The organism is Flavobacterium sp. CHNK8, from assembly GCF_019774515.1.
GTDB lineage: Bacteria > Bacteroidota > Bacteroidia > Flavobacteriales > Flavobacteriaceae > Flavobacterium > Flavobacterium tiangeerense.
Genome location: NZ_CP081492.1, coordinates 2,987,641 through 3,014,238, shown reverse-complemented (window position 1 = coordinate 3,014,238; position 26,598 = coordinate 2,987,641). Strand labels below are relative to the sequence as shown.

Here is a 26,598-nt window from a genome sequence, read left to right as displayed (position 1 = left end):
ATGGAAGCGACAGTTACTACTGCAAATAGTGAAGAAAAAACTTGGGGAGGCGGCAATGAGCCAATGGGAGCAAGTTACGGCAAATTAATGATGTGGTTTTTTATCGTGTCAGATGCTTTAACGTTCTCTGGATTTCTGGCGGCGTATGGTTTTTCTAGATTTAAATTTATTGAAACATGGCCATTGGCTGATGAAGTGTTTACTCACTTTCCGTTTTTACACGGAGTTCCGGCGCCAATGTATTATGTGGCATTAATGACTTTTATTTTGATTTTTTCGTCGGTAACTATGGTTTTAGCCGTAGATGCTGGTCATCAAATGAAAAAAGATAAAGTTGTTTTGTACATGTTCTTGACCATCATTGGAGGTCTTATCTTTGTTGGTTCTCAAGCTTGGGAATGGAAAAACTTTATCAAAGGAGAGTACGGAGCAATTGAAACAAAAGGAGGTAGTTTACTTCAGTTTGTTGATAAAGACGGAAAACGTGTTGCACTTGCTGATTTTGCAGTGACTTTACCTGAAGAGCGTGAACAGCTTAAAAGAAACAAAGCTAAATGGTTCATGGAAGAAGGAGAATTGCCATCTTACTCTGTTGCCGAGGTGCAAGCTGGTTTCAAAGCTCACCCAGATTTATTGATTAGAACTGAGGTTATTAATGCAAACAAACAAAAAACTATTCTTTCTAGAAAAGATTCTGAATCTAGGTTATCTCAAGCACATTATGTTGTAGAGGGTGCTAACTTAATTAGAAATGAATACGGAAGTAAACTTTTTGCTGATTTCTTTTTCTTTATTACTGGTTTTCACGGATTTCACGTGTTCTCTGGAGTAGTTATCAATATTATTATCTTTTTTAATGTACTTTTAGGTACTTATGATAAGAGAAAAAGTTATGAAATGGTAGAAAAAGTAGGTCTATATTGGCACTTTGTTGATTTAGTTTGGGTATTTGTATTTACAGTTTTCTATCTAGTTTAATTTCTAAAAAAAATTATTATCATGTCACACGAACACGCATCAAACGTAGGTAGAATCTGGAAAGTATTCGGAATATTATCTGCTGTAACTATAGTAGAAGTTGTTTTAGGTATTTTTAAGCCAGAAGCACTTCATATGAATAATCTAATGGGTATGAACCTGCTTAACTGGATATTTTATTTGCTTACAATTTACAAAGCATATTATATCGTTTGGGCTTTCATGCACATGGAAGGCGAAAAAAGCTCATTGAGAAATGCAGTAGTTTTTCCACTTATTTTTCTGGTATTATACATTCTTTTTATCTTTTTGACCGAAGGGGATTATATTTATGAGGTTTTTAAAAACTCCACTATTAAATGGAATTTTTAACAAGATATTAATTCAATTAAAGGGTACGCATTGCGTACCTTTTTTTATTTTTGTACTATATATTTAAAATGTGATGAAAAAAAATATTGTCCTGTTTGTACTTTTTATTTTGCCTATAGTTGCTTATTTGTTTTTTGCTTCTGGAGTTAATGGGTATACTAAATTACCTATTATTACTCCTAATACTGCTGATTTTGGTCCTTGGAAAACTTTAGACAGCAAACCTATAACATTAAATGGTAAAGTCACCATTTTAGGTTTTTCAGGTTCTGAGTTATTAAAAAATAGAGGTAACCTTTTTAATTTAAATCAAAAAATTTACCAGCGTTATCATGAATTTAAAGATGTTCAGTTTGTAATGATATGCCCTTCTGGAACAGAAACGGATGCTAAAAAAGTAGTTGATGCTTTAGGTGCTTTTACAGATGTTGCTCAATGGAGATTTGTCTTTGCTTCGCCAGAAGATATTACGGCGTACTATTCTCAATTAAAATTAAAAGATCAATTAGATGATAAATTAGGTACGCCAAAGGTTTATATCGTTGATAAAAAAAGAAATTTACGAGGACGAAAGTTAGTCAAAGATGAGATGGAAGGTTATAATACTTTTCATCCAGCTGAACTAAGTAATGAAATGCTCGATGATTTTAAAGTTATCTTGTATGAATACAGAGCTGCTCTTAAAAAGAATAACAATGCAACAAGAAAAATTTAATTGTTATGTTTAAAAACAAATCATACATCGGAATTTCATTTGTTATTTTAGTATTTGGTATTTATGCCATTCCTAAAATTGTAGAGCGTATTAAGAACGATAAAGTCGTACAAGGCGACCGCCTTGATTTTGTAAATCCAGAAGTTATAGAGGAAGGAAAGCTTTTGAAAATAGGTGCTGCACCTAAGTTTGAATTAACAAATCAAGATAATGTTAAAATCACTAATGAGACATACAAAGGTAAGGTATATGTCCTAGAGTTTTTTTTTACAACTTGCCCTACCATTTGTCCTAAAATGAATGAAAGTATGTTGCTTATTGAGAAAAAATTCTTTGGTAATCCTAATTTTGGTATTGCTTCAATAACTATTGATCCTTTGACGGATACTCCTACAGTATTAAAAGCACATTATGATTTGTTAGGAATTAGATCTAAAAATTGGAATTTTTTGACTGGTGAGAAAGATTATATTTTTAAGTTGGCTAATAAAGGTTTTAACTTGTATGCTGGCGAGAATAAAAAAGTGGCTGGAGGATTTGAACATTCGGGTTTATTTGCATTGATTGATAAAAACGGAAACATTCGTTGTCGTAATGATGAATTTGGTAATCCTATTTTATATTATGATGGACTCGATAAAAAAGGAGTTAGAAACCTACAACAAGATATTAATATTTTATTAGAAGAATAGATATGAAAAACAATTCCTTAGAACAAAAATTCAATAAATACATCATTGCCGTATCTATAGTTATACCTGTTGTGGTAGCTATTTTATTTAAAATTAAACTAAAAGATTTTGGAATTGATGTAGCACCTTTATCTTTTTTACCGCCTATTTATGCAACTACAAATGGTATTACAGCGGTTTTACTTGTAGCTGCTGTTGTAGCTATTAAAAATGGGAATAGAAAATGGCATCAGTATTTTATGACTACAGCAATTGCTTTATCGCTTGCTTTTTTAGTGATGTATGTTGCTTACCACATGACCAGCGACTCTACTGTTTTTGGTGATATTAACCATAATGGCATATTAGAGGATTCAGAAAAAGGGAGTGTAGGATCTTTACGTATTGTGTACTTATTGATTTTGGTAACGCATATCATTTTATCTATTGCTATTATTCCTATGGTTTTGATTACTTATGTACGAGCAATAGGTCAAGATTTTGTGGCCCACAAGAAGATTTCGAAAATTACTTTTCCTATATGGTTATATGTTGCGGTTACAGGAGTGGTAGTTTATTTGATGATTTCGCCGTATTACGTTTCTTAATTTATAAGTAGAAAGATGAAATTACATAACAATAGTTATATGAAATTTTTGGGTTTTTTACTGGTATTTTTCATGACTGCCAGTATGAGTGCGCAGTGTGCCATGTGTAGAGCTGCGCTTACTAGTGGTGATAACACTACTCAAGCTGCAGCGGTAAATGACGGTATAGTTTACCTAATGGTTATTCCTTATTTACTGGTTGCCATCATTGGTTTTTTGATTTATAAAATGAAGAAAAATAAAGCTTCATAGTTTATAATGTATCTATCAATGTTTATTTCAAACCATTGATAGATACATTAATTTTACCTTTTACTTTTATAAATGCTATTATGGCTTGATTTGTTAGTTGGATTTTTTGAAACTCAATGTTCTCCATTTTTCCATTTACAAATACGCCTTGCATAGGAGAGTAATTCTTTAAATACGTTTGCATACTTTTTTGACCTTCGTCAAGGTTTGGTTGAATAGAATACCTGCAACTTTGTTTTATTTTTTTTAGGATCAATGATTGAGCCAGCCAGTTTGCGGTTCGCATTAATTTGTTTTTTGTGTCCAAGGCATAGTCAAGATCTTCAAAATAAACTTCTTTGGTTTTGTCATTATATTGTGGTAAGCCAGATAGGTACAACGTGCCATTCACACTGCCCAAAACATCTAATGCAATAATCATTTTTCCTTTTTTGTGCCAAATTTCCACGTTTTGAACTTGAATTTTTTTGGACCCCGATCCAAATTCTTGCCCTTTAAAATTTTTAGTCATTATTTTAGACGCTTCTTGATAGGAGGAGATGGCAATAATATTGGCATTAATATCATTAGGTATTTTAGTAACTGGTTTTAATGATATCTTAGAGGCATTAAACTTTGATTCGGGTTGTTTTCCTATAAAAGTTTCCATATTGCATTTCATGCCCATTTCAATAAGGAATGCGTCATTTTTTAAGCTTGCTGTAGTGGTGTAAATCTCTTGAGGAACGATGCGTAACCAACTTTCGTATGTATCATTCATTAAAAACGGAGTAGTTATTTTTTCTAATGCGCTTAAAACGTTTGGTTTAAAATCCATTGATTTGCTTATGGATTCATCTATTTTACGTTCTATTTTTGATTTAAATAACTTAATTCCGGGATTGATTAAGTAGGTTACTGGTACGTTTTTACCAAAGACAACCATGGTTGGGCTTTCGTTCCAGTCAAGGGATTTTAATTCGGTTTTAGTATTAAGAATCCAGTTTGTCAGTGTGACTTCGCTTGAAAGTGTGACAATGCCGTTTAAATTAAATTCTCTGGTGTCATATAATTCAACCCCCATTTTTTTGGTGCCAATCCTATATTTAATGATTGCTTTTAAAGGCAAAACAGTTTTTATTTTCCCCCCTGCTTCTGATGTGATTGTTATTGGGGCTTGTTTCCAAACTTTCATTTCAATATCATCATCCTCAATGGCACTGTCTTCATAAATAAGACCAGTCAACACTTGATTAGTTTGATTCTCGATATCTTTTAATTTTACCGATATAGGTAGATTGATAAAGGATGGAAGATTTTCATAAACCAATGGCACAGCATCATCTGGTTCTGGTTTTAAAGCGTTTATTTTATTTGTTGTGGCGCAGGATTCACACAAAATTACAGCTACAAAAACGAAAATGATTCGAGAGAATGCGTACATTTAATTAATTTTAGAAAACAAAATTAGTAAAACAATTCTTTTTTCATGATTTTTTGTAACAAATGGTACAATCGAAAGTCTTATTGTTTAATTATTGAATTTCAGATTGTAAAATTTATGATTTTGAAGACCATAATTAAGCTAAGTTAAATGTGTGTGACTTTAAGTTATACAATTATTTAAAATATATGAAAAAAAAGAGTTTCTTTAGTTTATTCATTGTTCTTGTAGGATTGTCTGTAAATGGACAAACTAAAAAATGGACCTTGCAAGAATGTGTGAACTACGCCATTCAAAACAACATCTCTATTAAGCAATCTGCTCTTGATACTAAAACGGCATTGATTGATAAAAGAGGTGCTATTGGTAATTTTTTACCTTCATTGAATGCCAGTACTTCCCACTCTTGGAACATTGGTTTAAACCAGGATATTACAACTGGTTTATTACAAAATCAAACTACTCAATTTACTTCGGCTGGGGCAAATGTAGGAATTGACATTTACAAGGGTTTGCAAAATCAAAATACCTTACGTAGGTCTAATTTATCGCTAGTTGCAGCCAAGTATCAGTTGCTAAAAATGCAAGAAGATGTTGCCTTAAACGTAGCGAATGCCTTTTTACAAGTACTTTTTAATAAAGAAAACTTAAAAGTACAAAAGCAACAGCTTGACATTAATGAAAAACAGTATGTACGTTCAGAAGAGTTAGTAAATGCAGGCTCTATACCAAGAGGTGATTTATTAGATATTAAAGCTACTATAGCAACTAATAATCAAAATATAATTGCTGCCGAGAATGCTTTGCTAATTTCTAAATTGAGTTTATCACAATTGTTACAGCTTAAGGAGTTTGAAAATTTTGATGTAGCAGACGATACTGATGTAAAGGATGAAAACAATATCATGATGCAAAATCCTAATGCCATTTATAACAAAGCATTAGAAGGAAGAACAGAATTGAAAATTGCTAAAACTAATTTAGAAATTGCTGAAAAAGATGTTGCTATTGCAAGAGGTGCTTATCAACCTACTATTCAAGGTTTTTATAGTTTTAATTCTAGGGTAGCCTATAGTGATAGAGTAGTAGGAGTAACACAAAACACTGCCAATCCTACCTCACAAATAGGTTTTGTAGAGGGTACAAATCAAAATGTTTTGGCTCCAAATTTTTCACGAGTTTTAGGGAAACCGGCTCCATTTTTCGATCAGTTTAATGATAATAAAGGACACTCTTTTGGAGTGCAACTCTCAATACCAATATTTAATGGATTCTCAGTTAGAAACAATGTAGAGCGTTCAAGAGTAAATCTAGAGCGATCAAAAATTGCAGTAGAACAGCAAGACTTAGATTTACAAAGAAATGTTTACACGGCATTTGCTGATGCTAAAGGAGCTTTAAAATCATACGAATCGGCTGTAATTGCTGTTGAGGCAAGACAAAATGCTGTTGATTTTGCAAAGGAGCGTTTTAATGTGGGGCTAATGAACTCATTCGATTACAATCAAGCCCAAACATTGCTTACTAATGCGCAATCTGAAGTATTGAGAACCAAATACGATTATATCTTTAAAATTAAAATATTAGAATTCTATTTTGGAATTCCTCTTATCAAAAACTAATTATTATGTCAAAAAAAACAGTTTATATCCTAATAGGTGGTGCAGTAGTAATTATTGCGGGTTTAATTGCTCTTTCTAAATCTGGGGTTATAGGTAAAAAAGATGTAGGTACGGAGGTAGAAACCGCACAAGTAATTCCATCTACAATAATTGAAACGGTATCTGCTACCGGAAAAATACAGCCTGAAATTGAAGTTAAAATATCCTCTGAAGTTTCGGGAGAAATCATAGCCTTAAATGTAAAAGAAGGCCAAGTAGTGAAAAAAGGGGACTTATTAGTAAAAATAAATCCAGATTTATACACGTCTGGTTACAACAGATCAGTATCTAACTTATCCGGAACTAAAGCAAGTTTGAGTCAAGCAGATGCTTCTTTTAAAGAATCAAAAGCAAACTACGATAGAAACAAAACATTGTTTGACAAAGGAATCATTTCAAAGTCGGATTGGGACAAGGCTATTGCTTCGTTTGAAGTTGCAAAAGCTTCAAAACAATCAGCTTATTACAACGTTCAAAGCGCCTCTGCAACAGTAAATGAAGCCAAAGATAATCTAGGACGTACAACTATTTATGCGCCTGCTGACGGAACTATTTCTATGTTGAATGTAGAATTAGGAGAGCGTGTTTTAGGTACACAACAAATGACAGGAACCGAAATTTTGAGAGTGGCCAACTTGAATAATATGGAGGTTGAAGTAGATGTTAATGAGAATGACATTGTAAAAATTAAAGTTGGAGATGAAGCTAATGTTGAAGTAGATGCATATCTAAAAAAACAATTCAAAGGTGTTGTTACAAGTATCTCAAATTCTGCTAGCTCTGCATTAACTGCTGATCAAGTAACTAATTTTAAAGTTAAAGTAAGAATATTGAAAGAATCTTACGAAGATTTATTAGAAGGGAAGCCAAATACGTACTCTCCTTTTAGACCAGGTATGACGGCTACCGTAGATATTATTACTGAAACTAGAAGCAATGTACTTGCGGTTCCTATTAGTGCAGTTGTAGTAAAATCAGATACTGCTGCCGTAAAGGAAATAAAAGTTGAAGATACAAGTGAGGATCAAAAAGATGCTGCCCCAAAAAGCGACAAGAAATTTGAGTGTGTTTTTGTTAAAGTAGGAGATAAAGCAAAAATTAGAATCATAAAAACTGGAATTCAAGATGATACTAATATTGAAATTCTGACTGGCTTGAAAAAAGGAGACGTAATTATTACAGGACCTTATGCCACAGTTACAAAAGAACTAAACTCAGGAGATAAAGTGGCAATTGCTACTGATAAAGATAAAAAGGACAAGGATAAGAAGTAATCATTATCCTTACCATTTTGAAATCACAATCATAAAATCTAATTTTGTGATTGTGATTTTTAATTTAAACAAAAACCAAATTGAGTTATATACTAAACATTGAAACCGCTACTAAGAATTGCTCTGTTTCATTAGCTAAAGATGGAGTAACAATCCTTTGTAAAGAAATTGCAGAAGAAGGATATTCACATGCAGAGCGACTACATGTTTTTATAGAAGAAATTTTTAAAGAGTCAGGTTATAATCTAAAAGATTTATCTGCCGTTGCTGTTAGCCAAGGCCCAGGTTCTTATACGGGTTTGCGTATAGGCGTATCAGCTGCAAAAGGATTGTGTTTTGCATTAGATATTCCACTAATAGCTATAGATACGCTAGAAACTCTTGCATCACAAGTCAAAATTAATGAGGGTTTAATTATTCCGATGATTGATGCCCGAAGAATGGAAGTATACAGTGCAATTTTTGATTCAAAACTTGAAAAAAAGCGGGAAGTTCAAGCTCAAATAATAGATGAGAATTCATTTAATGAGCTTCAAGATGATTTGTATTTTGTGGGAGACTGTACTGTAAAATGCAAAAACGTACTTAATAAAAGCAATCATTTTTTTCTAGAGACTTTAGTTTTTCCTTCGGCTAATGAAATGAGTTTTCTTAGTTTTGAAAAATTCAAAATAAACGACATTGTTGATGTCGCTTATTTTGAACCCTATTATTTGAAAGACTTTATGGTAACTACTCCTAAAAAAAAGTAAATTTTGCTTACTAGTTTTTGGTTGCAGTGTTTGATGTATACGATGACTCTTTAACAAAAGGTTGCATAGTAATTCCGGCAATATCAAAGGCTTCTTTGCATCCTTGAAGCGTTTCTGCACATACATTGCCAAAATCTTCATTTGTTGCCCATGGTCTAACAGCAAGTTGAATTGCATTGTCTGTTAGTATTTTGACAGCAACTTCGGCTTCTGGTGTTTTTAAAACCTTAGGGTTGTTTTCCAAAACTTTAGTTATGATGTCTTTCGCAATTTTAATATTGGTGTCGTAGGATATTGCAATAGTCAAGTCAGCTCTTCTAATTTTTTCCATAGAATAGTTAATGATATTCCCATTTGATAAGGCACCGTTAGGAACAAAAATAGTTTGATTGTTACCTGTAATTAATTTGGTTACAAAAATTTGTATTTCACTTACAGTTCCTGTTACACCTTGTGCTTCTATTGTGTCGTTTACACGGAAGGGCTTGAATAGAATAATTAACATTCCGCCAGCAAAATTTGAAAGAGATCCTTGTAATGACAACCCCACCGCAAGTCCCATGGCTCCTAAAATTGCAACAAAAGAGGATGTTTCAATCCCTAATTTAGAGATAAAGGAGACAAACAAAATTACTCGTAAAACCCAAAGTAAAATATCAGCTAAAAACCGAGTTAGGGTAGGGTCTAGGTCTCTCTTGACCATTAAGGTCCTAATAAATCGATTGATTAATCGGATGATGTACAATCCAGCGATTAGGATGATAAATGCCGAAATTAATTTTGGAGAATAATCAATTAATACTTGCGCAAAAGTGTTAGCGTAGCTAGTGATTTGATTTGGGTCTAGATTCATAATTGTAAAATAAAAAACCTTCTCAATAGGAGAAGGTTGGATTTGTGGGTCAAAAATACAATTATTTTATTTTTTATTAAATTAATCTGCGTCTTCTTCGATTTTATTTACAACTTCTTTTATTTCTGTTGTAGCAATTTCTTTTCCGTCGTCAGCTAAAGCTACAGTTTTCTCAGCAGTATTTTCAATTGCCTTTTTTGCATCTTCGGTGCCGTCAGCAATTGCATCGCTAGTGTGATTCAATTTTTCTTTTACAGTATCCGTAAGGTTTTCTAAAGTTTCTTCGGCTTTATCAGCAAATTCAGCTACTTTTTCTTTTGCTTGTCCAGCAAACTCTTCTGCCTTATCCATAATAGGCGCTGCGTGTACTTTAACTTTATCAATGGTTTCTTCGGCAAAGTTTTCTGCTTTTTCAAGGTAAGGAGCTGCAGCTTCTTTGGCTTGCTCCAGTTTATCTTCAATAAAATCTTCGGCTTTGTCTAGATAAGGTGCGGCATTTGCTTTTGCTTGTTCTAGTGTTGCTTCGGCTTTATTGGCCAATTCAGTCGTTGTTTCTTTGGCAGAGCCAAATAAATTTTTAAAAAAAGAGGTTAGTCCCATGGTATTTTTTATTTGATTAGTCCTACAATGTTAGTGATTTTTTTTCAATTATAGTTTAACCTATTATTAATAATTTATTGAAAATCAGTTGTGAAATGTATGTTATTTGTCAAAAGTATTGATTTTACTCGTTTTGTGGGATGTTGATTTTGGGAATAACCAGCCCTTTATATTTTAATTGGAATGTAAATTTGAAGCGTGCTATTACTTTCTATTCTATACTAAACACAAAAAAGCGCTTCGATAGAAACGCTTTTTAAAATAAATAAAGTATATAATACTTTAGGATTTAATCAATGCCAAACAAAAGTAAAAGCACTTATGCATTAACGGCTTCTACTTTGATACTTTCATCGTTTAGCATACTTTTTAACATGTTTTCGATACCGCTTTTTAAAGTAAAAGTTGATGATGGACAACCACTACAAGCTCCTTGTAAAATAACTTTTACCAGTTTTTCCTCCTCATTGTAGGAGTCAAAAGCTATATTACCTCCATCAGCCTGAACAGCAGGTTTTACATATTCTTCTAGAATATTAATAATTTGTTGAGACGTGGTGTCTAAATTATCAAACTCTTGCGCCTTGATAGTTTCGGTTTCAGTAGTGCTTGCAATGTAGCTTTCATCTAGTACAATACCCCCGTTTTCAATATATTGTTTGATAAAACTTCTCAATTCTAATGTGATTTCTTGCCATTCATTGATATCATATTTTGTAATTGAAATATAATTTTCATCAATAAAAATCTCTTTTACGTAAGGAAATTTAAATAATTCCTTTGCTAAAGGTGAAGCACTAGTTTGATCTATATTTTTAAATTCTACAGCATTTTTGGTCAACATTTTACTAACTACAAATTTTAATGCAGCTGGATTTGGAGTAGTTTCTCCATAAACATTAACAGGTTGCTTTTTTGTAGTAGTTTCACTTTTAGTTACAATTACGCCTCCGTCTATTATAAATTGTTCAATCTGCTCTGCAACTGCGTCCTTGACATCATCCCATTCTACAATGCTAAATCTTTCGATTGCAATAAAGTTACCAGATATATACACGGTTTTTACAAAGGGTAAATAAAATAATTTTTGAGCCAATGGCGATTCTTTTGCTTCGTCGATATTCTTAAACTCAAAATTTTCATTTTGTGTAATAAAATCTTCAAATTCAAATTTTAATATAGTTGGATTTTGCGTTTCTTTTATGGTGATTTTGCTCATGATTTTTGAAATTTTTACAAATTTACTAAAGTTATTTTCTATGAATACCTATATTTGATTTTTTAAAGAAGAAATTAACTTTTGTTATCAAGTTTATGGTTTCAAGATTTGATTTTACGCAATTATAGCCAGTGAATTCATTTGGTGAATTAAATTATTTTCGATGTATCAAAAACTTACTGTTTTACTTGTTTTTTTCTTTTGCCAATATTCTTTTGCTCAAGAGGGAATTCCCGTTTATTCCGATTATCTATCTGATAATTATTACCTTCTACATCCTTCTATGGCAGGAGCTGCAAATTGTTCCAAAATAAGACTTACTGCCCGTAAACAATGGTTTGATCAAGAAGATGCTCCAGCTTTACAAACACTCAGTTTTAATGGTAGAATAAGTGATAATGCTGGTGCTGGTATTATTGTTTTTAATGATAAAAATGGATTTCATTCTCAAAAGGGTGTGAAACTTACTTATGCTTATCATTTGATGTTTTCAAGAGATGAAGTAGATCTTAATCAACTTTCATTTGGATTGAGTGCGGGTTTTATTCAAAGTCAACTAGACCAAACTTCTTTTTTAGAGCCAGGACAAAGTGATCCTTCTGTTGATGGCTCTGTAATCATTAAAGAGGCTTATTTTAATACTGACATTGGTTTGTCATATAATTTTCTCGATTTTTATGCACACGCGACTGTTAAAAATGCTTTAGAAACCAGAAGAACTGTTTACAGTGAGTATGAAAGTGATAATCTTAGAAAATATTTAATCAGTGCAGGATATAATTTTGGTAATCCAAAAGCGTTGCTTTGGGAGCCCTCTGTTTTGTTTCAAATGGTAGAAACAACAAAAGAAAAATCAATGGACTTTAATTTGAAAGTTTATAAAAACATTGATTTTGGACGTGTGTGGGGTGGTCTTTCGTACAGACGTAGTTTAGAGGGTGCACAGTTTAATAATAACGGTGTTATTGGTACCCAAAAATTACAATATATTACCCCAATTGTAGGGGTGAATGTTAATAAGTTTATGTTTGCTTATACCTATTCTCAACTTTCGGGAGCTGTGCAATTTGATAACGGTGGTTATCATCAAATTACCTTAGGGATTGATTTATTTTGTAAGCCAGCTAAATATTCATGTAATTGTCCAGCCATAAACTAATTTTTTTATGATCATAAAATCGGTTCTAGGAAAAACTCCTGCCATACCTGAAGATTGCTACATTGCAGAAAATGCAACCATTATAGGCGATGTAAAATTTGGAAAAAATTGTAGTGTTTGGTTTAATGCTGTAATTAGGGGTGATGTGAATTTTATTACTATAGGAGATAAGGTAAATATTCAAGATGGTGCCGTTATTCATTGTACCTATAAAAAGCACCCCACAATTATAGGGAATAATGTTTCTATAGGGCATAATGCTATTGTTCACGGTTGTACCTTACACGACAACGTTTTAATAGGTATGGGAGCAATAGTTATGGATAATTGTATTGTAGAAAGTAACTCTATTGTAGCTGCAGGTGCTGTAATTACTCAAAACACAGTTGTGACTTCAGGTTCAATTTGGGCTGGAGTACCCGCAAAGAAAGTTAAGGATATTGATCAGTCTGATTTTGCTGGCGAAATTGAACGTATCTCTAATAATTATGTGATGTATTCGAGCTGGTTCAAAGAAGAGTAACTTACTTTAAAAGTCTTTGCTAATGGCGATAAATTCGTTGCCAATAATTTCTTGAAGCACTTTTGGATCTGTGTTCGTATAAAATATATTTTCAGACTCCGAACTATTTGTGAAACCTACTTTTTCTCTTAGTATATTTTGTGTTTGTTTGGCTACAGCCTGGCCTGAATCAATAATTTGAATGTGATCAGGGAGTATTTTCTTTATTTGCGGAATCAAATAGGGGTAATGGCTGCAACCTAGTACAAGATAATCAATGTTTTCACGAATCATTGGTGTAAGATAAGATTCTAGTAAAAGAGTCATTTCTGGGGAGTTTATCTGCCCGTTTTCTATCAATTGAACCAAACCGTGTCCTACTTGTTCAATTATTTTTGTATCCTGATATTTTTCAGTTGTTTTATTAAAGAGTTCGCTATTGAGTGTACCTTGTGTAGCTAAAATGCCAATTACTTGTGTTTTTGAATGCGTAACAGCAGGTTTTATAGCTGGTTCTATACCAATGAACGGAATACTATATTTGGCTCTTAATTCTTGAATGGCATTTGTGGTAGCTGTATTGCAGGCAACTACTATTAATTTACAACCCATATCTAATAAAAAATCAGTGTTTTTCATGCTCAAGGCAATAATCTCTGATTTTGATTTTTGACCGTAGGGAGCATTTTTGCTATCGGCAAGATATATTGTTTTTTCATTTGGAAGCAATGCATGTATAGCACTCCATATAGAGGTGCCACCTATTCCTGAGTCAAAAATTCCTATCGGCTGATTGTTGTAGTCCATAGTAACAAAGTTATGTGCTTAAATTTAATATTGCAATACTGTATTGAAACAAAAAACTGCTCAAACTTTAATAGTAGGAGCAGTTTTTATAATTTAAAGCTTGATTTTTTTAGAAACCTAAATCTTTTTTAACATCAGCTGTCAAGTTTGGTCCGTCAGCAAGTAATAAAGAAGATCCATCAACGATATATTGAAAACCTTTTGCTTTACCAATTTTTTGGATTGAAGCTCTTACTTTTTCCATAAGTGGTTTCATGATATCTGATTCTTTTTGTTGCAATTCTTTTTGAGCATTGTCTCTGTAATCAACAATTCTTTTTTGCATGTCTTGTACTTCTTTTGAACGTTCACCGTTTATAGCTTCAGTTACTGTAGCAGCTTCTGCTTCGTACTTTTTTAATTTCCCTTGGTATTCCTCTACCATTTTTTTGTATTCAGCATCGTATGTACCACTCAATTTATCTAATTGTTTTTGACCATCTAATACTGCTGGCATTTTTGTCATAATTTCACTTACATCAACATGAGCTGTCTTTGCTTGTGCATTAACGGTTTGGTTTGCTCCTAACATTAATAGTGCAGCAATTAATAGAGTTTTGATTTGTTTCATCGGTTTTAAAATATTAAGTAATTAATTGTTATTTGTGTTCTTCTTTTGTAAATCTTCTTTTGCTTTTCTTTGAGCTTCGCGATCTTCAAGGATTTTTTTCTTTTTATCCTCTAAAGCTTTCTTGCGCTCTTCAAAAATTTTCTTTTTCTCTTCGGCTGAATTTAATTTTACTTCTTCCGTTTTTTGGGTCGTTTTACTTGCTTCATTTGTTGCGGTTTTAGTTGCGTCATCTGAAGTTGGTTTTGCTAAAACCGTGCCATTTTTTTTAGCCAATCTTTCCTCTTGAATTCTTTTTTTGTTGTCCTCGAACTCTTTCTTCTTTTGCTCTTGCAATGCTTTGCGCTCCTCAAAAGCTTTGTCTCGAGCCGTCTTTTTCTCCTCTAGAACTTTTTGTCTCTCTTGAACAAGTTCGTTATTTGCATCGGCATCTTCTTTACTTTCCCTTGCCTCAGCATCTTTAAGCTGTTTTTTTGTGAGTTGCTCTCTTTTTTCAGCACGTGTAAGAACTCTTAAAACTTGATCGCTAATATCGAATTTTTTTGCGGCAAAAAGCATGGTTAGGTCCGAAGATTTATCAAAAATAAAATCATACTTCAATCGGTCTGCAATATCTTGGACTGCTGTGAAAACTTGATCTTGAATTGGTTTTATCAGTGTTTCTTTTTGAGCTATTAAATCTCCGTTGGGACCAAATCTCTTTTGCTGATACTCTAAATTTTCATTTTCAAGAAACCGAATTTCTGTTTCTCTTTCTTCAATCAGCTCTTTTGTTAATAAAGTTTTTTCTGCTTTCAGCGCTTCCTTTAGAGAATTAATTTCATTTCTTTTGGTATCAATCTCAATTTTCCATTTTTGAGTTCTTTGTTCCAATTGATTTTTTGCCTCAATATAATCGGGTACATTTTGTAAAATATACTCCATATCTATGTACCCAAGTTTTGTTCCTTTGACTTGTGCATTCAATCCGTGGATAACAAATGCAAATACTACAAAAACGACTATAAATTGTTTTTTCATAATGGTACTATTTTAAGTTGCAAAAATGATGCTTAGAACTGTTGGCCTATAATGAAATGCGTTTCCCATCCATTTGCTTTGGCTTGTCCTGGAAGTGCATCAAATCCATGACCAAAATCAATTCCTAATAATCCAAATGCTGGCATGAAAACACGCAATCCAACACCCGCTGATCTGTTTAAAGAAAATGGGTTATAAGCTTTAAAATCTTTGTATGCTGAACCCGCCTCTAAAAATCCAAGTGCATATATAGATGCTGATTGTTTTAATGTTATAGGGTAACGTAGTTCCATAGAAAACTTGTTAAATACTGTTCCACCTATTTGTTCTCCTCTTTCATTTGTAGGTGTAAGAGAGTTGTTAGGATAACCGCGCAATTGAATGTTTTCACGTCCATCCATTGCAAAGTTTGCTAATCCGTCTCCACCTAAATAATATCTTTCAAACGGAACTGCTCCACGTTCTTGATTGTAGCTTCCTAAAAATCCAAACTCTGTTAATAAACGCAATACTAATTTACCATAAATTTTGGTATACGTATCAGCTTTGAATTTTACTTTATAGTATTCTAACCAGTTGAATCTTTTTTGGTCAACTTTACTTGCATCGGCTGCAGCCAAATTAAAATCAGTTACTTTATTACCATTAGTATCAACATAATCTCCAATGTTTACTATGTTTCCATTAGCATCGGGTACATTTTGTCTGTCTACTGTATTCTTTAATTTGTATTCTTCTTGATTGCCAAGGTTAGCATAATCTACTCCATTAAACAAAGAATAAGGAGGTGTCAATTTTGCCGAAAGGCTGACCTCTGATCCGTATGTTGGGAAAATAGGGTTTACACCTTTACTGTTTCTTGTAAGTCCTATTGTATATGATAAGTTTCTTGAAGTTCCGTTACCAAAGGTAAACAAACCAGTGTTGTAGTTGTTTAACGAATAGTGCTGGTAACTTACAGATTGGGATAATACAAAGAAATCATCTGGCACAGTAAGTCTTTTTGCAAGACCTACAGACAAGGTTAGGATATCAAAACTTCTTGTTTTGTCTGCTCTTTGTGTAATAAAATTGTTCAAAAATTGTTTACTGTATGATAGTGATGAACTAAAAGATACTGGTTTTTTACCTCCGAACCAAGGCTCTGAAAATGATACACTATACGTTTGAAAAAAAGTACTAGCTTGCAAACGCAATGAAACTTTTTGTCCGTCTCCCATAGGTAATGGCTTGTATGCTTCTTTTTTAAACATATTTCGAGCAGAAAAATTATTAAATGATAGTCCAAGTGTACCTATGAAACCACCACCACCATAACCACCTTGAAGTTCAATTTGGCTAGATCCTTTCTCTACAAGATTGTATTCAATATCTACCGTTCCAGCTCCTGAGTCTACATTTTTAAATTTCGGATCAATTGCTTCAGGATCAAAAAATCCTAATTGTCCAATTTCACGAACCGTACGTACTAATTCGTCTTTACTGTATTTTTCCCCTGGCTTAGTTCTTAATTCACGGTAAATTACTCTATCATTAGTTTTGTCATTTCCTACTACCGTAATTTTGTTAAAATAAGCGATAGGTCCTTCGGTAATTCTAATCTCAAAATCAATGGTATCGTTTGCCGTTTTAACTTCAACAGCATTTACATTCGAAAATAAATAACCATTATTTTGATATAAGTTTGTTAAGTCTTCAGCATCTGGTTTAGATTTGTCAGCAATTCTTTTTTCAAGTAAAACGCCGTTGTATGTATCTCCTTTTTTAACTCCTAAAACTCTAGCTAAACCTTGATCAGTATAGACCGTATTTCCAAGAAATTTTATGTTTCCAAAGTAATATTTATTTCCTTCTTCAACATTAATTTTTATGTTTAAGAGGTTTTTGTCTTTATTGTACACTATAGAATCAGATACTATTCTAGCATCTCTAAAACCTTTTTCTTTGTAAGAAGCTATTACTTTTTCAAGATCTGTTTTGTATTTGTCTTTAATGTATTTAGATGGTTTTAAAAGACGAGTCAATTTCTTTTGTTTTGTATCTTTCATTGCATTTCGTAGTTTTTTGTCACTTATTTTAGTGTTTCCTACAAAATCAATACTTTCTATTTTTACCTTGTCACCTTTATCAATGTTTACAAGCATATTCACTTGATTGATAGTAGTGGTGTCTTTTATGGTGTTGATGTTAACTTTAGTGTTGTAAAAACCATCTTTCTTATATTTATTTTCAATATAATTTTTAGTGGTTGTTATTAAATTCTCATTAACAACTTTCCCTTTAGTAAGAGAGTTGTCTTTGATCAGTTCTTCCACTTTAGCTTTTTTAACACCTACAATTTTTACTTCACCTAGTTTTGGTAATTCAACAATGTTTAAATCTAGATAAATACTATCGTTTTGAATTTTATTTATATAAAAAGAGATTTCATCAAATAAGCCAAGCTTGCCTAGTTTTTTTATAGCAGTACTTACTTCTTCTCCAGGAATTGTAATTTCTTGACCTTTTTGTAGTCCTGTAAAAGTAACTACAGTCTGACTGTTAAAACTAATATCGCCTACAACGGTAACATCAGCTAATATGTATTTTTTTCCTTGATCAAAAGGAACTCTTTCCTGCGCTTTTACTTGTGTAAAACACCCGAAAATTAATACGCTAAGGGCTAATTGTATGCTTTTTTTTAACACTAAAAAATTATTTAATTTGTTCACTTGTTTTTCCAAATCTGCGTTCTCTTTTTTGATAACTAATGATAGCCTCATATAAATCTTGTTCTTTAAAGTCTGGCCACAATATATCAGTAAAATATAATTCTGCATAGGCTATTTGCCACAACAAAAAATTACTTATCCTATGTTCTCCACTTGTTCGTATTAATAAATCTACCTCTGGTAAATTTTGCGTGTAAAGATGCTCATTAATAATGGAATCGTCAATATTGTCTATTGAAATTATATTATTTTTAACTTTACTACAGATGTTTTTTACGGCCGAAACGAGTTCTTCTCTTGAACCATAGCTTAGCGCCAAAGTCAAAGTCATTTGAGTATTGTTTTTGGTCTTTTCAATAACGTCAAGTAATTCTTTTTGAGCTGTTTTAGGGAGTTTTTCTAAGTTGCCTATTGCGTTAAGCTTAATGTTGTTTTTTTGCAGTGTGTTCAACTCTTTCTTTAGGGAATTTATAAGAACCTTCATTAAGGTTTCTACTTCAAGCTTAGGTCTATTCCAGTTTTCGGTAGAGAATGCGTATAATGTTAGGCACTCAATGCCTAATTTTGCTGTAGCTTCAATAATAACTTTTACTGATTTAGTACCGCTTTCGTGACCAAAAGCGCGTAAAAATCCTTGTTGTTTTGCCCAGCGTCCGTTACCATCCATTATGATGGCTAGGTGTTTGGGTAATCTAGTGGTGTCTATATTCTCTAATAAATTCATTTTTATTCTGTGCAATAACACGGTTTTTGTCCAAAAGTGTATGTAAGACTTACTCCTGTAAAAACATACCAATCGTTATTATTTATATTCCCAAAATTTTGATTAAAACTACCGTCTATATTATCGGTAAAGGTGTATCGGGCACCTGTTTCTAATGCTAATATTAGTCTGCGTGTAATATTAGACTTAATTCCAATTATCATTGGTATTGCAACAGACTTTTTTCTTTCTGTTCTTCCATTTACAGTTAAGCTGGTCTTGCTGTTGTTTAAGTTATAATCAGCAAAGATATAATTAATACCTGATGCCACATACGGAGTAATTTTAGTAGATGATTCATGAAGATTAAAGTCAAAAAAATTGAATTCCAGACCTAATGATACTTCTTGAATATTTGTTTTAAAATCATAACCTCTATTAGTTCTACTTCCTTCTTTAGAATCTTGGTCTCTAGCAGTAAGATGAGATTGATTGTATGAAAACCTGTAGGAATGCCTCGGGCTTTTATTCCATTTGTATAAAAAACCAAAAGCAGTTTCATTTGGTGCAATATAAGTTGTTGTTCCTACATCACCTATGTAATTGCTACCGCCCATAAAAACACCAACCTCATGTATTTGAGATTGTACTTCAGTAAAGGGAATAATAGATAATAATAAATAAAAGATCTTCTTCATTAACTCAAAAATTGCGTGCAAATATAATAATTATCAATTCGATACAATGCCCAATCTGTTAAATGTGTATTTTTTTAATAATTCACATAGTAACGTTCTTTAAACAAGGCGTTTGTTTCTTTTAAACGTAAAAAACTGATAAAATCGTATAGCCTTTTAAGTAAAATGATTTAATTGCGCTTGTCTTGACCCCAAAGTAATTTGTTACGAAGTGTTTTTAGGAAAGTTTCTTCGGGTATTTCAACCATATTAATTTGAAATGGTGTTTTATTTAAGGTTAATATCGATTCATTTTTTATTGAGGTAACTCTTGAATCTAATGAAACCAAATAATTTTCTTCTCTTCCAGATACTTTTAGTCTGATTTCTGTTTCGTCTGGAACTACAAGTGGTCGTGCCGTGAGGTTGTGTGGTGCAATTGGTGTAATGACAAGACTTTTTACATCAGGAGTTAATATTGGTCCACCACAACTTAATGAATATCCAGTTGATCCTGTTGGGGTTGATATAATGAGGCCGTCTGCCCAATATGAATTTAAAAACTCTCCATTTAGATATGTGTCAATAGTGATCATAGAAGTAGTATCTTTTCTGCTCACTGTTATTTCATTCATTGCAAAATTAATTTCTTCAATAGCCTCATTTGAGGGTGTGCAGGTTAAACTCAGGAGAGTTCTTTTTGAAATGGTATATTTTTTATCAATTACAAATTGCATAAATGCTGCAATATTTTCCTTTTGTACTGTGGCTAAAAAGCCTAGTCTGCCTGCATTTATACCTAATATTGGAATACCTGAGTCTCTCACTAACGTAGCAGCTCTTAATATAGTGCCATCTCCACCTATGCTTATCAACATATCAAAACTACTGTCTAATTCAGTGTGTTTACTAAAGGTATTGTATGTCTTTTCTACAATTTTCTTGTCGTTTAATATTTTCAAAAATTGAACTTCAATAACCATTTCAACCTTTTTTTTATTGAAAAAATCAAAGATATCATTGATAATTGGTTCTGTGCTGTTTTGATAATATTGACCGTAGATAGCAACTTTCATATTTTTTGGATAATCGTTTTATGGAATAATTGGTATAACACTTTTTGAATGTGAAATTTTGCTCTAGATATTTAGGTATTTGTCTAAATAATCAGAGCGTTCTTTTAAATTGTTGATGTAATTGTCTTCTTGGTGCTCTGTCAGGATAATGTAATTGTATCTTCTGAATGTTTGAATAATTTCATTCATGGCTCCAAGAGTTATTTTTAAAGTTACCACTACATTGTCAACCTCAACCTCAGAAACGAATAATCCTAGAAGTTTACCGTTATTACTCTCTACAATTTGCGCTATCTGACTCATGGAGTATTCTAGCACGGGTTTTTTTACTACAATGATTCCTCCTGGTTCTTTTAAAAATGGGGTGTCGTGAAAATAACGCATAACATCCTCCATTTCATAATACCCAACATAAGTATTGTTTTCATCTAGAACAGGAACTAAATTCGTTTTGTTTCTAGCAAAAACTTCAAGTACGTCGAGCCACACCATATTAGTTCTTGTAAAAAAACCTTCAAGGGTGAAGCGATAATCGGCTACTTTTTTAGTGCTATCAAATGTTTCTATATCCTCTGATGGAATGCTACCTATATATACACCCTCATCTACAACAGGAAAGTGAGAGTAGTGGAGCTCACTAAAAAAATCCTGAACCGTAGCTATAGATTCTTGTTTGTCAATAGCCTTAAAATCGTTGGTTATAAACTCTGTAATTTCTGTCATAAATCAATCCGCAATATTTCTTGCAAAATAATCAAAAATTAGCAAAATCTCCTAAGTTTTACTTTGTATTTTTGTAATCATAAATATAACTATCAAAATAAAAGCGATATAAATGACAAAGTTAAGTGTAAATATTAATAAAATAGCTACGTTACGTAATGCTCGTGGTGGCAATGTTCCTAATCTTTTACAGGTAGCCATAGATCTACAAAATTTTGGTGCACAAGGAATAACAATCCATCCTAGACCTGACGAACGCCATATTAGGTATCAAGATGCACGTGACTTAAAAGCAGTTGTTCATACAGAGTATAATATAGAAGGAAATCCACAGCACAACTTTATCGATTTGGTATTAGAGTGCAAGCCTACGCAAGTAACCTTGGTTCCAGATGCCATAGGAGCTATTACTTCCTCTGCGGGTTGGGATACGATTGCAAACCAATCCTATTTAACAGAAGTAATTAAGGAGTTTCAGCGTCACGGCATTCGAACATCTATTTTTGTAGATCCCATTGCCGCCATGATTGAAGGAGCTCAAAAAACAGGAACCGAAAGAATAGAATTATACACAGAGGAATTTGCACACCAATACAGTTTAGGGAACAAAAAAGGAATTGACCCTTACATTAAAGCGGCTGAAATTGCTAATCAACTGGGATTAGGGATTAACGCGGGTCATGATTTAAGTTTAGATAATATTCAGTTTTTTAAAGAGAATATTCCGGGTTTACTGGAAGTTTCCATTGGTCACGCCTTAATTTCGGAATCTCTTTATTTAGGATTTGATAATGTGGTGAACATGTATTTAAGAAAGTTGAAGTAAATAAGAGTCAATTAAGTTTAAAAAATAATAGCATATGCTTTTTTCAAAAATAGAAGGTTCAGGGCAACCGCTTTTAATTCTGCATGGATTCTTGGGCATGTCAGACAATTGGAAATCATTGGCAACGCAATTTGCAGCTCATTTTCAAGTTCACACGCTAGATCTTCGCAATCACGGTAGAAGCTTACATTCTAGTGAATTTAGTTATGCAATCATGGCACAAGATGTTTTTGAATATTGTCAAGCGCATGAGTTGTCCTCTATTTTTATTATTGGGCACAGTATGGGTGGCAAAGTAGCTATGACACTGGCTACAACACAACCGCAATTGATTAGTAAGCTAATCGTTGCAGACATAGGTCCAAAACTGTATCCTCAGCATCATCAACTTATTTTAGCGGGCTTAAACGCTGTTGATTTTTCTAAGAAACCAACTCGTAATGATGCCGAGACGATTCTTGAAAAATTCATTCCGGATTTTGGTACAAGACAGTTCTTGTTGAAAAACTTGTATTGGAAAGAGCCTGGTCAATTGGCTTTTAGATTTAATTTGGAAGCATTTAATCAAAATTTAGACCAAATAGGCCAGCCGTTGCCAGAAAACGCAATATTTACGCAGCCTACTTTGTTTATAAGAGGAGGTGATTCCAATTATATTTTGGACACTGATTTTAGTACCATAGAACATCATTTTCCTATGGCAACGATTGAAACAATACCTAAAGTAGGGCACTGGCTGCATGCCGAAAACCCTGCAATGTTTTATGACAAAGTAATTTCTTTCTTGGAATAATGTCAAAAATCTGTAAAAAATTATTACTTTTAATTTAATTTCAAAACCATTTATCCCATGAATTTACTTCTAAAAATTATCATCACATCAGTAATAGTTTTAATTCTTGCAAACTTTTTACCTGGCGTTTACGTAAATGGATTTACAACAGCTTTGATTGTAGCGGTGGTTTTAGGATTGTTAAATATTTTTATCAAACCTATTCTTGTTCTTCTAACATTACCGGTTACAGTGCTTACATTAGGATTGTTCTTGTTGATTATTAATGCGCTTATGATTGTATTGTGTTCACAAATTGTGGACGGGTTTAAGGTAGAGACCTTTCTTACGGCAATAATTTTTAGTGTGTTATTATCAGTTTCTCAGTCAATAATGAATGGATTGTTAGGGATTAGCAAGTAAAAATTAAAATTTAACACTCATTTAGCAATAATATGCTCTATTGTAATTGGTTAATAAAATATCTTTGTATTCGATAATAAATAAAAATGTCAAAAAACCTATACATATTACTTTTAGTTGTTTTTGGATTCTTTTTGAGTCCAACAACAACTATGGCTTGTAATAAAAAAGGGGAGATGGCGTGCTGTGCTAAAAAAAGCATAGTCAAAAAAGAAAAAACAGATTGTTGTTCTAAAAAACAATCCTCTAAAAAAGAATCTCACGAAGGTTGTAATGGCGCTTGTAAAAGCATTACATGCGGAGGTTCTTTCGTTTATCTAGGAATGACAAATAGTATTCAATTGGAATTTAATAATCCGTTATTTGATTTTTCAACAAAAAAGCAGGACTTTTATTATTCTAAGATCTTCATATCCTCAGGATATAAATCCATCTGGCTTCCGCCAAAAATAGCATAATTGTATTGGTGACAGCCAAAAATCTGTCTTGTCAAAAAAAAATTAGCTTAAAAAAATCAAAAATTTGTCGTGTCATTTATTCAACAATACATTTTATGTAGTGATGGTGTATTTGTCGGCATTATATCTCAAAAAATAAATCAAGATGAAAACAATTCATAAAATTATAGTAGCCTTAGTAATAATGTTATCAGTAACAGTAAGTGCACAAAGCAATAATAAAGTAACCAAAACAGTAAAAATTTACGGAAACTGTGGTATGTGTAAAAAAAATATAGAAACGGCTGGTGGTCAAAAAAACGTAGCAAAGGTGCAGTGGGATACTGAGACTAAAATGGCAACATTAGTGTTCAATCCTGCCAAAACAAACCAAGAAGAAATCTTAAAAAGAATTGCTGCAGCTGGTTATGATAGTGATAATCACAAAGCTCCAGATGCAGCTTATGATGGTCTTCACGGATGTTGTCAGTACGATCGAGTTGCTAAAAAGCAAGAATAAAACATAATAATTCAAACAAGTACCTACTTGTTAAGCCATGTTTTGCTCAATAAGTAGGTCTGTTTTAAACCGTAAACAAGATGAAAAAAATAGTAATAATACTCAGTATAGTTTTTAATTTGGCTTTAGCCAATGCTCAAATTAAAACCGGCGATGCGTTGCCAAATGTTCAGTTAAACAACGATAAGGACGTTGCAGTAACTCTTGAATCATTTAAGGGTAAGGTAGTTTTAGTTGATTTTTGGGCGTCTTGGTGTGGACCATGTAGACAAGCCAATAAAAAATTAGTACCTTTTTATAATGCTCATAAAAATGAAAATTTTGAAATAGTAGGGATTTCATTGGATACCAATAAGGCAAAATGGATTGCTGCTATTGAAAAAGATAAATTGGCCTATCCGCAATTGATAGATGCAAATGGTTTTGACGCAAAAACAGCATTGCTTTTTGGAGTAGAGGGATTGCCAAGTTCATATTTGTTTGATGCTTCTGGAAAGTTAGTAGCGACAAACCCTACTGAAGAGGTAATTTTAACGTATTTAAAAAAATAATAAGATGGCAAAAAATCATATTAAAACAATCATGTCTATTGGCTTCGTTTTGTTATTTGGATTAACAGGATTTGCGCAAATGCAAAAAGCCGAAATTAAAGCGACAGGTTTAACCTGCTCAATGTGTTCGAATGCTATAAATAAGCAATTAAAAGCGATGAATGGAGTAGTGAATGTAAGTACGGATTTAAATACCAATTCGTTTTTTGTAGCCTTTGAAAACAACAATGCCATTACGCCAAAAATGTTGAAAGATGCAGTTGAAAAAGCAGGGTTTTTTATAGGTTCGCTAGAGGTGGTACTCTCGCCAGATGATCTCAAAAAGAAAGAGTCGAATTATGTTATTCTTGATGAGAATTGGAAAAGTAGTACAGAAGACACGAAGATAAAAGTCTATGATAAAGGGTATTTAACGCATAAGGAATTTAAAAAAATGCAAAAAACATTTTCAAAATTCCCTACTTATGCACTTGATAATGAAGAAGATTATCATATTAAAAGAGTTTTATAATGAAGTTATTTAGTGCGGTATTACTACTGTTTGTAACGAGTATTAATGCTCAAGAACTTTTTGTTGTCACGGATCCTGCAAGTAATGTACCTGCTGGATCTTTGGGAATTCGTTTGGGGCAATCTATTTTTAAAAAACAAATGGAGTCAGGATACAACTACCACATGATGCCCGAGGCTACCTTAGGAATTAATAAAAATGTGATGGTTCGTACAACGCTTTTTGTGAGCAGTAGAGAAAATCAATTAAACACAGAAGGAGCCAGTATTTATGCTAAGTACAGGTTTCTTTCAACTGATGATGTGCAAAGTCATTTTAGGATGGCAGTTTACGGACGCTATAGTTTTAATAAGGCTGATATTCATCAAGAGCAAATTGAAATTCAAGGACAAAACACAGGTTTTGAAACCGGATTGGTAGCCACGCAGCTCATCAAAAAAGTAGCCATTAGTTCAAGTTTAAGTTTTGAAAAAGTGTACGATAACAAACCCAATTTTAACTTTCCAGAGAATTTAAGTGACAATGCTACTAATTACACATTTTCTATTGGTAAATTGATGTACCCTAAGAAATACACTAATTTTAAGCAGACCAACATTAATACAATGATTGAGTTTTTAGGACAAACATTGAATAAAAATGGAAAATCTTTTTTAGATATAGTGCCGTCTGTTCAATTTATAGTAAACAGTCAAGCAAGGATTGACCTTGCTTACAGATATGAATTGTATAGTTCTATGATGAGAACAGCTCCTAATGGTGTTTACCTTAATTTAGAGTATAATTTTTTTAATATTTTAAAGTAAAATAAAGAAGCACAATTCAGTTGATTCTTTAGTGAACTGGATTGTGCTTTTACTTGAATACTGTTTTTTTAATGTGTCTTTTTAAAGAAAGGATCAAGTCTAAGAGGTGTTATTGGTTTCAAACCCTATTTTTTAAATAAATTGCTTAAATTTTTAGTGATTATAAATCAAACAGTTGCGAGTTTTGTTCCATGTAATTCTTATTTTTTTATAAAAAGCAGCAATTTTTTTTTGGATTTTAAAAAATAGTTTCTATTTTTGCACCCGAAATAAAAGCAGGCCCGTTCGTCTATCGGTTAGGACGCATGGTTTTCATCCATGTAAGAGCGGTTCGATTCCGCTACGGGCTACAAACTTTCAATTTTGATGTATTAGGTCAATAATTCACG

Annotated in this window: 31 protein-coding genes and 1 tRNA gene; 20 read left to right on the top strand and 12 right to left on the bottom strand. The window is 32.6% G+C overall.

Annotation, left to right across the window (positions count from 1 at the left end):
- The 6 genes from K5V07_RS13140 to K5V07_RS13115 all read left to right on the top strand — a co-directional run bounded on the left by K5V07_RS13140 (position 1) and on the right by K5V07_RS13115 (position 3,596).
- Positions 1 to 978 carry a cytochrome c oxidase subunit 3 gene (locus tag K5V07_RS13140; protein ID WP_221917828.1) on the top strand — a complete coding sequence of 326 codons (978 nt, stop codon included), beginning with the start codon at positions 1 to 3 and terminating at the stop codon, positions 976 to 978.
- A 21-nt stretch (positions 979 to 999) separates the two neighbouring features.
- On the top strand, positions 1,000 to 1,350 hold the full coding sequence (locus tag K5V07_RS13135; protein WP_086452901.1) for a cytochrome C oxidase subunit IV family protein: 351 nt from the start codon (positions 1,000 to 1,002) through the stop codon (positions 1,348 to 1,350).
- A gap of 73 nt (positions 1,351 to 1,423) precedes the next feature.
- Positions 1,424 to 2,065 (top strand): hypothetical protein, encoded by a 642-nt coding sequence (locus K5V07_RS13130; protein ID WP_221917827.1) that lies wholly within the window; start codon positions 1,424 to 1,426, stop codon positions 2,063 to 2,065.
- A gap of 5 nt (positions 2,066 to 2,070) precedes the next feature.
- A complete protein-coding gene (locus K5V07_RS13125; RefSeq protein WP_221917826.1) occupies positions 2,071 to 2,757 on the top strand; it encodes an SCO family protein in 687 nt (228 codons plus the stop codon).
- A gap of 2 nt (positions 2,758 to 2,759) precedes the next feature.
- Positions 2,760 to 3,344, top strand: a complete 585-nt coding sequence (locus K5V07_RS13120) for a DUF420 domain-containing protein (protein WP_086452904.1) — start codon at positions 2,760 to 2,762, stop codon at positions 3,342 to 3,344.
- Positions 3,345 to 3,383: 39 nt separating this feature from the next.
- Positions 3,384 to 3,596 (top strand): hypothetical protein, encoded by a 213-nt coding sequence (locus tag K5V07_RS13115; RefSeq protein WP_255577971.1) that lies wholly within the window; start codon positions 3,384 to 3,386, stop codon positions 3,594 to 3,596.
- Between the two features lie 22 nt (positions 3,597 to 3,618).
- On the opposite strand, the gene K5V07_RS13110 is transcribed toward K5V07_RS13115, so the two are convergent.
- A complete protein-coding gene (locus tag K5V07_RS13110) occupies positions 3,619 to 5,019 on the bottom strand; it encodes a DUF4403 family protein (RefSeq protein WP_221917825.1) in 1,401 nt (466 codons plus the stop codon).
- Between the two features lie 188 nt (positions 5,020 to 5,207).
- Here K5V07_RS13110 and K5V07_RS13105 point away from each other — a divergent pair, with 188 nt between their 5' ends.
- The 3 genes from K5V07_RS13105 to tsaB all read left to right on the top strand — a co-directional run bounded on the left by K5V07_RS13105 (position 5,208) and on the right by tsaB (position 8,706).
- Positions 5,208 to 6,641, top strand: a complete 1,434-nt coding sequence (locus tag K5V07_RS13105) for a TolC family protein (protein WP_086452907.1) — start codon at positions 5,208 to 5,210, stop codon at positions 6,639 to 6,641.
- Positions 6,642 to 6,646: 5 nt separating this feature from the next.
- The gene (locus K5V07_RS13100; protein ID WP_221917824.1) at positions 6,647 to 7,954 is read left to right on the top strand and encodes an efflux RND transporter periplasmic adaptor subunit; all 1,308 of its coding nucleotides are present in this window, start codon (positions 6,647 to 6,649) and stop codon (positions 7,952 to 7,954) included.
- Positions 7,955 to 8,034: 80 nt separating this feature from the next.
- Positions 8,035 to 8,706: a tRNA (adenosine(37)-N6)-threonylcarbamoyltransferase complex dimerization subunit type 1 TsaB gene (gene tsaB / locus K5V07_RS13095; protein WP_221917823.1), complete on the top strand. Its 672-nt coding sequence runs from the start codon at positions 8,035 to 8,037 to the stop codon at positions 8,704 to 8,706.
- 10 nt (positions 8,707 to 8,716) lie between these two features.
- Here the strand turns inward: tsaB and K5V07_RS13090 are convergent, their stop codons facing one another.
- The 3 genes from K5V07_RS13090 to K5V07_RS13080 form a co-directional block, all read right to left on the bottom strand.
- Positions 8,717 to 9,559: a mechanosensitive ion channel family protein gene (locus K5V07_RS13090; protein WP_221917822.1), complete on the bottom strand. Its 843-nt coding sequence runs from the start codon at positions 9,557 to 9,559 to the stop codon at positions 8,717 to 8,719.
- Between the two features lie 81 nt (positions 9,560 to 9,640).
- Complete coding sequence (locus K5V07_RS13085; RefSeq protein WP_221917821.1) at positions 9,641 to 10,159, bottom strand: apolipoprotein A1/A4/E family protein; 519 nt, start codon at positions 10,157 to 10,159, stop codon at positions 9,641 to 9,643.
- A gap of 319 nt (positions 10,160 to 10,478) precedes the next feature.
- Positions 10,479 to 11,378, bottom strand: a complete 900-nt coding sequence (locus K5V07_RS13080) for a NifU family protein (RefSeq protein WP_221917820.1) — start codon at positions 11,376 to 11,378, stop codon at positions 10,479 to 10,481.
- A gap of 163 nt (positions 11,379 to 11,541) precedes the next feature.
- On the opposite strand from K5V07_RS13080, the gene K5V07_RS13075 reads away from it, so the two are divergent.
- Positions 11,542 to 12,537, top strand: a complete 996-nt coding sequence (locus tag K5V07_RS13075; RefSeq protein ID WP_221917819.1) for a type IX secretion system membrane protein PorP/SprF — start codon at positions 11,542 to 11,544, stop codon at positions 12,535 to 12,537.
- Positions 12,538 to 12,544: 7 nt separating this feature from the next.
- Positions 12,545 to 13,060, top strand: a complete 516-nt coding sequence (locus tag K5V07_RS13070) for a gamma carbonic anhydrase family protein (RefSeq protein WP_221917818.1) — start codon at positions 12,545 to 12,547, stop codon at positions 13,058 to 13,060.
- A gap of 6 nt (positions 13,061 to 13,066) precedes the next feature.
- On the opposite strand, the gene murI is transcribed toward K5V07_RS13070, so the two are convergent.
- The 8 genes from murI to K5V07_RS13030 form a co-directional block, all read right to left on the bottom strand.
- Positions 13,067 to 13,846 carry a glutamate racemase gene (gene murI / locus K5V07_RS13065; protein ID WP_221917817.1) on the bottom strand — a complete coding sequence of 260 codons (780 nt, stop codon included), beginning with the start codon at positions 13,844 to 13,846 and terminating at the stop codon, positions 13,067 to 13,069.
- 109 nt (positions 13,847 to 13,955) lie between these two features.
- The gene (locus K5V07_RS13060) at positions 13,956 to 14,456 is read right to left on the bottom strand and encodes an OmpH family outer membrane protein (RefSeq protein WP_144889506.1); all 501 of its coding nucleotides are present in this window, start codon (positions 14,454 to 14,456) and stop codon (positions 13,956 to 13,958) included.
- A gap of 21 nt (positions 14,457 to 14,477) precedes the next feature.
- The gene (locus tag K5V07_RS13055; protein ID WP_221917816.1) at positions 14,478 to 15,473 is read right to left on the bottom strand and encodes an OmpH family outer membrane protein; all 996 of its coding nucleotides are present in this window, start codon (positions 15,471 to 15,473) and stop codon (positions 14,478 to 14,480) included.
- Between the two features lie 32 nt (positions 15,474 to 15,505).
- Positions 15,506 to 18,235 carry an outer membrane protein assembly factor BamA gene (bamA, locus tag K5V07_RS13050; RefSeq protein ID WP_221917815.1) on the bottom strand — a complete coding sequence of 910 codons (2,730 nt, stop codon included), beginning with the start codon at positions 18,233 to 18,235 and terminating at the stop codon, positions 15,506 to 15,508.
- Complete coding sequence (locus K5V07_RS13045; RefSeq protein WP_144889500.1) at positions 18,168 to 18,908, bottom strand: isoprenyl transferase; 741 nt, start codon at positions 18,906 to 18,908, stop codon at positions 18,168 to 18,170. The genes bamA and K5V07_RS13045 overlap by 68 nt, the downstream gene beginning before the upstream one ends.
- Before the next feature lie 2 nt (positions 18,909 to 18,910).
- Positions 18,911 to 19,585, bottom strand: a complete 675-nt coding sequence (locus K5V07_RS13040) for a DUF6089 family protein (RefSeq protein WP_221917814.1) — start codon at positions 19,583 to 19,585, stop codon at positions 18,911 to 18,913.
- A 170-nt stretch (positions 19,586 to 19,755) separates the two neighbouring features.
- Complete coding sequence (locus tag K5V07_RS13035; RefSeq protein ID WP_182650702.1) at positions 19,756 to 20,640, bottom strand: NAD kinase; 885 nt, start codon at positions 20,638 to 20,640, stop codon at positions 19,756 to 19,758.
- Between the two features lie 63 nt (positions 20,641 to 20,703).
- Positions 20,704 to 21,363: a CBS domain-containing protein gene (locus tag K5V07_RS13030; protein ID WP_221917813.1), complete on the bottom strand. Its 660-nt coding sequence runs from the start codon at positions 21,361 to 21,363 to the stop codon at positions 20,704 to 20,706.
- A gap of 112 nt (positions 21,364 to 21,475) precedes the next feature.
- On the opposite strand from K5V07_RS13030, the gene K5V07_RS13025 reads away from it, so the two are divergent.
- From K5V07_RS13025 to K5V07_RS12985, 9 genes are all read left to right on the top strand, one after another.
- Positions 21,476 to 22,189 carry a pyridoxine 5'-phosphate synthase gene (locus tag K5V07_RS13025; RefSeq protein WP_221917812.1) on the top strand — a complete coding sequence of 238 codons (714 nt, stop codon included), beginning with the start codon at positions 21,476 to 21,478 and terminating at the stop codon, positions 22,187 to 22,189.
- 34 nt (positions 22,190 to 22,223) lie between these two features.
- On the top strand, positions 22,224 to 22,982 hold the full coding sequence (locus tag K5V07_RS13020) for an alpha/beta fold hydrolase (protein ID WP_221917811.1): 759 nt from the start codon (positions 22,224 to 22,226) through the stop codon (positions 22,980 to 22,982).
- Positions 22,983 to 23,039: 57 nt separating this feature from the next.
- The gene (locus tag K5V07_RS13015; protein WP_144889487.1) at positions 23,040 to 23,384 is read left to right on the top strand and encodes a phage holin family protein; all 345 of its coding nucleotides are present in this window, start codon (positions 23,040 to 23,042) and stop codon (positions 23,382 to 23,384) included.
- Between the two features lie 86 nt (positions 23,385 to 23,470).
- Entirely contained in the window at positions 23,471 to 23,842 is a 372-nt protein-coding gene (locus K5V07_RS13010; protein WP_221917810.1) for a hypothetical protein, read from the top strand.
- 145 nt (positions 23,843 to 23,987) lie between these two features.
- Positions 23,988 to 24,341 carry a heavy-metal-associated domain-containing protein gene (locus tag K5V07_RS13005; protein ID WP_221917809.1) on the top strand — a complete coding sequence of 118 codons (354 nt, stop codon included), beginning with the start codon at positions 23,988 to 23,990 and terminating at the stop codon, positions 24,339 to 24,341.
- A gap of 80 nt (positions 24,342 to 24,421) precedes the next feature.
- A complete protein-coding gene (locus K5V07_RS13000; RefSeq protein WP_221917808.1) occupies positions 24,422 to 24,892 on the top strand; it encodes a TlpA disulfide reductase family protein in 471 nt (156 codons plus the stop codon).
- Positions 24,893 to 24,896: 4 nt separating this feature from the next.
- Positions 24,897 to 25,403 (top strand): heavy-metal-associated domain-containing protein, encoded by a 507-nt coding sequence (locus tag K5V07_RS12995; RefSeq protein WP_221917807.1) that lies wholly within the window; start codon positions 24,897 to 24,899, stop codon positions 25,401 to 25,403.
- A complete protein-coding gene (locus tag K5V07_RS12990) occupies positions 25,403 to 26,209 on the top strand; it encodes a hypothetical protein (protein ID WP_221917806.1) in 807 nt (268 codons plus the stop codon). Before K5V07_RS12995 ends, K5V07_RS12990 begins: the two co-directional genes overlap by 1 nt.
- A gap of 278 nt (positions 26,210 to 26,487) precedes the next feature.
- Positions 26,488 to 26,559 (top strand) — tRNA-Glu (locus K5V07_RS12985).
- The last annotated feature ends 39 nt before the right edge of the window (positions 26,560 to 26,598 follow it).

What these genes read in the sequence shown, in the direction of transcription:
- K5V07_RS13140 (WP_221917828.1), top strand. Translation starts at nt 1, where the DNA reads ATGGAAGCGACAGTTACTACTGCAAATAGTGAAGAAAAAACTTGGGGA.
- K5V07_RS13135 (WP_086452901.1), top strand. Translation starts at nt 1,000, where the DNA reads ATGTCACACGAACACGCATCAAACGTAGGTAGAATCTGGAAAGTATTC.
- K5V07_RS13130 (WP_221917827.1), top strand. Translation starts at nt 1,424, where the DNA reads ATGAAAAAAAATATTGTCCTGTTTGTACTTTTTATTTTGCCTATAGTT.
- K5V07_RS13125 (WP_221917826.1), top strand. Translation starts at nt 2,071, where the DNA reads ATGTTTAAAAACAAATCATACATCGGAATTTCATTTGTTATTTTAGTA.
- K5V07_RS13120 (WP_086452904.1), top strand. Translation starts at nt 2,760, where the DNA reads ATGAAAAACAATTCCTTAGAACAAAAATTCAATAAATACATCATTGCC.
- K5V07_RS13115 (WP_255577971.1), top strand. Translation starts at nt 3,384, where the DNA reads ATGAAATTTTTGGGTTTTTTACTGGTATTTTTCATGACTGCCAGTATG.
- K5V07_RS13110 (WP_221917825.1), bottom strand. Translation starts at nt 5,019, where the DNA reads ATGTACGCATTCTCTCGAATCATTTTCGTTTTTGTAGCTGTAATTTTG.
- K5V07_RS13105 (WP_086452907.1), top strand. Translation starts at nt 5,208, where the DNA reads ATGAAAAAAAAGAGTTTCTTTAGTTTATTCATTGTTCTTGTAGGATTG.
- K5V07_RS13100 (WP_221917824.1), top strand. Translation starts at nt 6,647, where the DNA reads ATGTCAAAAAAAACAGTTTATATCCTAATAGGTGGTGCAGTAGTAATT.
- K5V07_RS13090 (WP_221917822.1), bottom strand. Translation starts at nt 9,559, where the DNA reads ATGAATCTAGACCCAAATCAAATCACTAGCTACGCTAACACTTTTGCG.
- K5V07_RS13085 (WP_221917821.1), bottom strand. Translation starts at nt 10,159, where the DNA reads ATGGGACTAACCTCTTTTTTTAAAAATTTATTTGGCTCTGCCAAAGAA.
- K5V07_RS13080 (WP_221917820.1), bottom strand. Translation starts at nt 11,378, where the DNA reads ATGAGCAAAATCACCATAAAAGAAACGCAAAATCCAACTATATTAAAA.
- K5V07_RS13075 (WP_221917819.1), top strand. Translation starts at nt 11,542, where the DNA reads ATGTATCAAAAACTTACTGTTTTACTTGTTTTTTTCTTTTGCCAATAT.
- K5V07_RS13070 (WP_221917818.1), top strand. Translation starts at nt 12,545, where the DNA reads ATGATCATAAAATCGGTTCTAGGAAAAACTCCTGCCATACCTGAAGAT.
- murI (WP_221917817.1), bottom strand. Translation starts at nt 13,846, where the DNA reads ATGGACTACAACAATCAGCCGATAGGAATTTTTGACTCAGGAATAGGT.
- K5V07_RS13060 (WP_144889506.1), bottom strand. Translation starts at nt 14,456, where the DNA reads ATGAAACAAATCAAAACTCTATTAATTGCTGCACTATTAATGTTAGGA.
- K5V07_RS13055 (WP_221917816.1), bottom strand. Translation starts at nt 15,473, where the DNA reads ATGAAAAAACAATTTATAGTCGTTTTTGTAGTATTTGCATTTGTTATC.
- bamA (WP_221917815.1), bottom strand. Translation starts at nt 18,235, where the DNA reads ATGAGGCTATCATTAGTTATCAAAAAAGAGAACGCAGATTTGGAAAAA.
- K5V07_RS13045 (WP_144889500.1), bottom strand. Translation starts at nt 18,908, where the DNA reads ATGAATTTATTAGAGAATATAGACACCACTAGATTACCCAAACACCTA.
- K5V07_RS13040 (WP_221917814.1), bottom strand. Translation starts at nt 19,585, where the DNA reads ATGAAGAAGATCTTTTATTTATTATTATCTATTATTCCCTTTACTGAA.
- K5V07_RS13035 (WP_182650702.1), bottom strand. Translation starts at nt 20,640, where the DNA reads ATGAAAGTTGCTATCTACGGTCAATATTATCAAAACAGCACAGAACCA.
- K5V07_RS13030 (WP_221917813.1), bottom strand. Translation starts at nt 21,363, where the DNA reads ATGACAGAAATTACAGAGTTTATAACCAACGATTTTAAGGCTATTGAC.
- K5V07_RS13025 (WP_221917812.1), top strand. Translation starts at nt 21,476, where the DNA reads ATGACAAAGTTAAGTGTAAATATTAATAAAATAGCTACGTTACGTAAT.
- K5V07_RS13020 (WP_221917811.1), top strand. Translation starts at nt 22,224, where the DNA reads ATGCTTTTTTCAAAAATAGAAGGTTCAGGGCAACCGCTTTTAATTCTG.
- K5V07_RS13015 (WP_144889487.1), top strand. Translation starts at nt 23,040, where the DNA reads ATGAATTTACTTCTAAAAATTATCATCACATCAGTAATAGTTTTAATT.
- K5V07_RS13010 (WP_221917810.1), top strand. Translation starts at nt 23,471, where the DNA reads ATGTCAAAAAACCTATACATATTACTTTTAGTTGTTTTTGGATTCTTT.
- K5V07_RS13005 (WP_221917809.1), top strand. Translation starts at nt 23,988, where the DNA reads ATGAAAACAATTCATAAAATTATAGTAGCCTTAGTAATAATGTTATCA.
- K5V07_RS13000 (WP_221917808.1), top strand. Translation starts at nt 24,422, where the DNA reads ATGAAAAAAATAGTAATAATACTCAGTATAGTTTTTAATTTGGCTTTA.
- K5V07_RS12995 (WP_221917807.1), top strand. Translation starts at nt 24,897, where the DNA reads ATGGCAAAAAATCATATTAAAACAATCATGTCTATTGGCTTCGTTTTG.
- K5V07_RS12990 (WP_221917806.1), top strand. Translation starts at nt 25,403, where the DNA reads ATGAAGTTATTTAGTGCGGTATTACTACTGTTTGTAACGAGTATTAAT.